Below are 282 nucleotides of genomic sequence, written 5' to 3'. Positions count from 1 at the left end.
TTTCCCTCGGCCAAGATCGACTGGGCCGCTGATGCAGCGTTCGCCGATATCATCCGCTGGAATCCCGCCGTAGATCGCGTCCTGTGCGCGCCGTTGCGAAAGTTCAAGAAGGCTCGCGGCTGGGCCGACCTCAAGGAAATCGCAGCGTCCATCGGCGAATTGAGGGCCGAGAAGTACGACGTCGTGCTGGATATCCACGGCGTCTACAAGAGTGCGATCATCGCGTTTCTGGCGCGCGGACGTCGCCGTTATGGCTACAAGAACAAGGACCTGGGCGAGCTT

1 protein-coding gene is annotated in these 282 nt (G+C 60.6%); it reads left to right on the top strand.

The window, feature by feature from the left end; genetic code table 11:
• On the top strand, positions 1-282 hold a 282-nt coding region (locus ACRXB1_RS37625), incomplete at both ends, for a glycosyltransferase family 9 protein (protein ID WP_449494966.1).

It is taken from the genome of Caballeronia sp. M23-90, from assembly GCF_053574605.1.
The sequence above is the reverse complement of the archived record's forward strand: the minus strand, read 5'-3'. Positions and strand labels throughout refer to the sequence as shown.